Source organism: Legionella sp. (assembly GCF_049790535.1).
Taxonomy (GTDB): Bacteria; Pseudomonadota; Gammaproteobacteria; order Legionellales; family Legionellaceae; genus Legionella.
Window position 1 is genome coordinate 1 of record NZ_JBAQZB010000050.1, and the last position, 5,224, is coordinate 5,224.

Below are 5,224 nucleotides of genomic sequence, written 5' to 3' on the forward strand. Positions count from 1 at the left end.
GCCTTTACCTGTAATAATGCTGCTTCTACCAATGATCCAACTTTTTGTGCCTCATTTAAAACCGCAGCCACCTGTTATTGCGTTAATTCGGGTCTGCCACCAATCATGTGTCAAGATATGAATATGCTTTATGCACGATTGATTAGCGTTTTTGGTTCGTTACAAAATGCTTGTGAATATCAAAAATACACAACCACTCAAGACTGTATGGATAACTGGAACTGTTACCACTCTGGTGGAATAGATTCACGTGGAAGAGTGTGTAGTTCTACTCAACAAGCTTGTCAATAAGTATATTTGAGCAATTCTGACAATAAATTGTTCAACAGTTTTCAAGCTCAGAATTGCATTAATAAAGAGTATTTTATTGTGATTCATAAAAAAAAATCAAAATTATTTCTATTGTTAATTTTTTTTCTTTTTACCCCATTATGCAAAGCGGAAATAAAAAGCCCGTACCAATATCCTTTCTATTTAGGTCTTATAGCTGGCTATGGTTCTACTACATGGCAGGGTTTAGTTGCTAATGAACAAAATCAAAATCTAGCTTTAATGCTTTCCACCCCTATAGAAGTTGAAGAAGGAGGAGCAACCTGGGGTGTTTTAGCTGGATATGAACTTTCTCCATATTTTGCTATTGAAGCAAATTATATGCGTTACCCCAATTCAACTATTTATTTTAATGAGATAAGTATATTCAGCTTTACTCATGATGGTATGCTCAGTTTAAACACTAAAACGGAAAGCATTAGTTTAATGGGTAAAATTATGTTACTAGTGCCTCACAGCAATTTTAGAATTTATTCCAGCACTGGAGCCGCAGCCCTCTATCGTCGAGATATAATTGTTGATAATTGGCGGTTAACTCCTACTTTTGGCGTGGGAGTAAATTATAATTTCACGGAACATTTAATGGGTGAACTTGCAGGAAATTATACTGCTGGCTTTGGTGAGACGCAATTAAGTCCTGCGGATACGTACTTTCCTTTTCTCTACTCTATTACTGCTCGTATTGCGTTTCGTTTTTAGTGACTATCTTGTCAATTTGAAGCCAGCAAGCACAGCATGCGTCACTATGTAGGTGTTGATGTGGAGTTTTTTTGTTTCATATCGGCTAATGATGGCTTTGCTTTTGTTCAGGAGGAAAGCTTAGGTGAATTTAGTGGCTTGCCTAGACGGTATTCTTTATAATTTTCTTCCAAAGCCTGTTTTAATTTTTCTTGATTCTTAACTCCTATTTTATGAATTAAAGTTAAGGAATGCCGAAAAAGCGCTGCTTTGGCTTTTGTAACCCTAAAAGATACACAAATAGAAGCATTAGCAGGGTTTTCGCTCGCCTCCAACAAAGCCCTCTTGCTCAACAATTGAATATTTTTTGATGGGCACTCCTTATGAGGCAAAAACTCTTTTTGTTTTACCAAACAACGCATTATTTGATAATAAGTATTTACCTGCTGATAATTTAAATCTATATCTACTGCATTATCAATGTCGTAAATATCCATATGTTTGTTTCTTGGAAGATGAGGATCATGCATTTTCGCATAGGAAATGATCGAACGACTCTTAAAAATAGGGGTTAAAAAAATGCTAATAGCAGCCATTACTAAAATAGACGTTAATACAACTAAGGCAAGACCTGTTAAAACACTACGTACTGCAAAATGTATAATTAACAAACTAACTGGCATCAAAATCAATAAAGGCCAATTTTTAGCAAAAAAATACCCAACAGGACGATATATATAAGTATAAGGAACTAAGATAGTATAATAAATAAAGATTCTGCCAAGAAAAAAAAACCAGAAATTTCGCTTATCTCGTGTTGCATTATCTTCTTGCGCATCAATAGAGTTAAACTGTGTCCCTTTCAATCCTGCATAATTTAAAGCATGATCCCAAAAACCATTAGGTCCTTGTTTCTCTGCAGGAGGGATGACATGAAGAATGCGCCAATCATTTTTCCACAAACCAAAAGAGGAGACAGGATCAGCACCCTGTTTTTGTACCACAACTTCAGGTTTATCTTGCAGTTTCTCCCAATCATCAAGCATATCATGAAGTCCGGCTGGATTTAAGGCATCAACTCGCGATAACTGATAGGTACTCTTGTCTGTCCCTTTATCTATAGCAAGTAATAAACTTAAAGAGCCGCCCTGGCTGGTTCCACATACATGAATTTTATTTTCCTGTTGCTCCAGCCAAGTGTGAATTCGCTTACGGCCAGTTTGATACAAGATTTTACCCACTGATTCAAATCCTCTGGCATTCGCGTTTATTTGAGATAGAAAACCCTGGCCTGCAGGATAAGTAGTCCCCATAAATATTAAATGGGATTCAGCCTTTCTTTGGAATAAAGGCTCCAAACCATAGGCAAAAACACGATCTTGATCCCATTCATTACCTTTGGTTAATTCAATAGGTTTAACCTGATATTCAACTAACTGCCATTTTTCCTCAATTAATTGAGGAACTTTAATGGATTCATAAGCTGTTAAATCACTGTAAGGTAACAAACTCAAACAATTACTTAAATAAAGTTGGACCTGTTCTTTTTGATCCTCATTCAAAGAGCAACCATCAAGTTGCGAAAACAGCTCTTCAAAACCATTTTGAAAAGCACAACGCATTTCTCTTACCAATTCAAAATTACGTTTAATAAAAACAGCATGAAAGACAGTGGAGGTCAATAATTCTCTCCAAGATTTAGTCCATCCCATCATTAAAATACGTAGCACATTACGAACAAGAGTAGAGGCATGTCCTGCACTACTTAGCCCGTCAATCGATTCAAATTGTTCTTGTGTAAAAAACTTTAAATCTAATTCAGCTGTAAAAGCAATATTTTTAGACACTAACCCCCCAATAATTTTGAAAAAGCTGCATTTATTCCGATGTTAAGAATAATATGTATTACTAAAGAACATGCCAACTTACAGTAATAAAACTTTATAACAACTTTTTGATTAATAACATGACACTTTAGAATATCACGGTACTGCGAAGTATAAAAACAAATGTATTAATTATCAACACAATGATATTATAACCAACGTTTAAAACCTATTTTGGATGACTCATGGCAAAACAACTTGCTGCTATTTATGTTGTAAAACCTGAATTTCTTCATGTACTTACTGAAGAATTAGAAGAGATTACGAATAGTGTCGCAAATTTAGTTTTTTCTTCATATAAAAATCCTAATGTCTGCTTTGCTCAGGATGTTTGGCTAGAACCACAAATAGTGACTTTTCAATCTATTTCAGAAGCAGTAAAAATCCTTCGCCAAGCTGGGAAATTCTGGTATTTGCATCCAATTTCTCATATAAGACGCTCACACCTAATTGAAGAACAATTACGTCGATATACGATCCTTACTCGCCACTTTCCTATTGAACAAGAAATCCCATCCATCGGTGCTTTTAGTTTATTGGATCAAAATACATTGGTTTTTAGCGCAAAACGATTACGGCAATGGCCACAAGGAGCCTGTTATTTCATTGAAGATAAAATCAATCCACCCAATCGAGCTTATTTAAAATTATGGGAAGCATTAACCCTGTTAGGACGTTATCCTCAAACGGATGATTTAGCTTTAGATTTAGGTGCCTCACCTGGTGGGTGGACTTATGTGATGCACTCATTAGGCGCAAAAGTTACCGCTGTTGATAAAGCCCCTTTAGATCCTAAAATTGCGAAACTTACAGGCGTAACCTGCTTACACCAAAGCGCTTTTGCCATTGAACCTACTGTTTTGCAACAAGCCTATGATTGGGTATTATCCGATGTGGCTTGTTATCCTGAACGTGCTTATACGCTTATTATGAAATGGATAGCCTCAGGAAAGGCTCGGCAAATGATTTTTACTATAAAATTACAAGGAAAAACAGATTTAGCCACGCTGAAACAATTACAAGCAATCCCCAATTCTTATATTACCAATTTGTTTTATAACAAACATGAGGCGACATTTTTTTACCCTTTTAATTCTGGAAAAACATCGCCTTAAACAAATCCCTCTTCTACTTGCAAGAGAGATCTAACAAGTATATTTTTTATTTATCATTCCGTATAGACCGGTTCTACTTTGGTCAACTTTATGGTTTTGACCCAGATACAATTTTACTACCCTCATCAATAACTTTCCTACTCTCAGTTATAACCTTATTAAAAATTGTATTTTGTTTTTTAAGATATTCTATATGACACTTGTTACCTTTTTCTCGATTGGCTTTCAACTCTGCAATCAATTTTTTATAATCTATCTCCCCGGGGGATGGAGGGGGTGAAGATGGTGTAGGTCTGGATGGAGGTGTAGAGCTGGATGGAGGTGTAGAGCTGGTAAACATTAAAGATTTGAGTTTATTGGTGGGTAGATTTGTAGACATATTTATTCTCCTAAAAATAAAATTTAATATATTCAAAAGGTCAAAATAAAATTTTTGATTTGTTATGACCTGTTTATTGTGTACCTTCGTGCGTAGAAATACTGGATTGATCTTCCGCTTTTACATTTCAAAAGCAGCATCCTCTTATCCCAGAACTAAATATCCGCATGAGCCCAGAGTAATATCTTTACTAATTCCTTTTCGCAGGTTTTTCATTTTCCCTTTGTTGTGCAGCAACAACTATTGTTGGCTCCGAAAAACCACTAAGATCTCCAGAATCTCTGAAAAATCTACAAGAATTAGAAATACTTCTCATATCTTGAGTTTCTTCAGATATAATCAATTGGTCTATTAATTCTTCACAGTTCTCCCATGAAGTAACTAATTTGTTAAGTAGCTCAATATTATTATCAACTTTTAGTTGTAATAACATTGTTATATTGGATTTTTTGATTTTTTCTAGTTCCTCCTTACATTTATTTAATATTTTTTTCATTGCAACAGAATTTTCAGCTGTTTTAAATTCTTCTTTATAAAAATTCAAAGCATTTATAGCGGCTTCTAATTCGTGTTCATATTTTTTATCTGATGTATAAACAAACAGCTCATCTATAATGGACCGCGTTTTATTTATATTTCTAGACGCCTGTTGTACTAAAACTTTTCTGGTATCCTCCAAGTGAATTGTTATATTGTTTTCTTGTCGTTTATATTTTTGTTCATTTACTTGAAGTTGTCTTTCAACTTTATTGACAAATGCATCTAAGTTTCTCGAGATTTTATTTAAATCAGGTATATCCTTTTGATATTCACTGAACACGGATCTTATATTATTC

6 protein-coding genes are annotated in these 5,224 nt (G+C 34.7%); 3 read left to right on the top strand and 3 right to left on the bottom strand.

Annotation, left to right across the window (positions count from 1 at the left end):
• Nucleotides 1–291, top strand: a 291-nt coding sequence (locus WA877_RS02535; RefSeq protein ID WP_425169367.1) for a hypothetical protein, incomplete at its 5' end; no start/stop codon positions are given.
• Between the two features lie 78 nt (nucleotides 292–369).
• Nucleotides 370–1,029 carry an outer membrane beta-barrel protein gene (locus tag WA877_RS02540; protein WP_425169368.1) on the top strand — a complete coding sequence of 220 codons (660 nt, stop codon included), beginning with the start codon at nucleotides 370–372 and terminating at the stop codon, nucleotides 1,027–1,029.
• 107 nt (nucleotides 1,030–1,136) lie between these two features.
• Here the strand turns inward: WA877_RS02540 and WA877_RS02545 are convergent, their stop codons facing one another.
• On the bottom strand, nucleotides 1,137–2,855 hold the full coding sequence (locus tag WA877_RS02545) for a hypothetical protein (protein WP_425169369.1): 1,719 nt from the start codon (nucleotides 2,853–2,855) through the stop codon (nucleotides 1,137–1,139).
• Nucleotides 2,856–3,079: 224 nt separating this feature from the next.
• Between WA877_RS02545 and WA877_RS02550 the strand changes: the two genes are divergently transcribed.
• The gene (locus WA877_RS02550) at nucleotides 3,080–4,009 is read left to right on the top strand and encodes an SAM-dependent methyltransferase (protein ID WP_425169370.1); all 930 of its coding nucleotides are present in this window, start codon (nucleotides 3,080–3,082) and stop codon (nucleotides 4,007–4,009) included.
• A gap of 88 nt (nucleotides 4,010–4,097) precedes the next feature.
• Here the strand turns inward: WA877_RS02550 and WA877_RS02555 are convergent, their stop codons facing one another.
• Both WA877_RS02555 and WA877_RS02560 read right to left on the bottom strand, forming a co-directional pair.
• Nucleotides 4,098–4,388, bottom strand: a complete 291-nt coding sequence (locus WA877_RS02555) for a hypothetical protein (RefSeq protein WP_425169371.1) — start codon at nucleotides 4,386–4,388, stop codon at nucleotides 4,098–4,100.
• A gap of 190 nt (nucleotides 4,389–4,578) precedes the next feature.
• A partial coding sequence (locus tag WA877_RS02560; RefSeq protein WP_425169372.1) for a hypothetical protein occupies nucleotides 4,579–5,224 on the bottom strand: 646 nt, incomplete at its 5' end.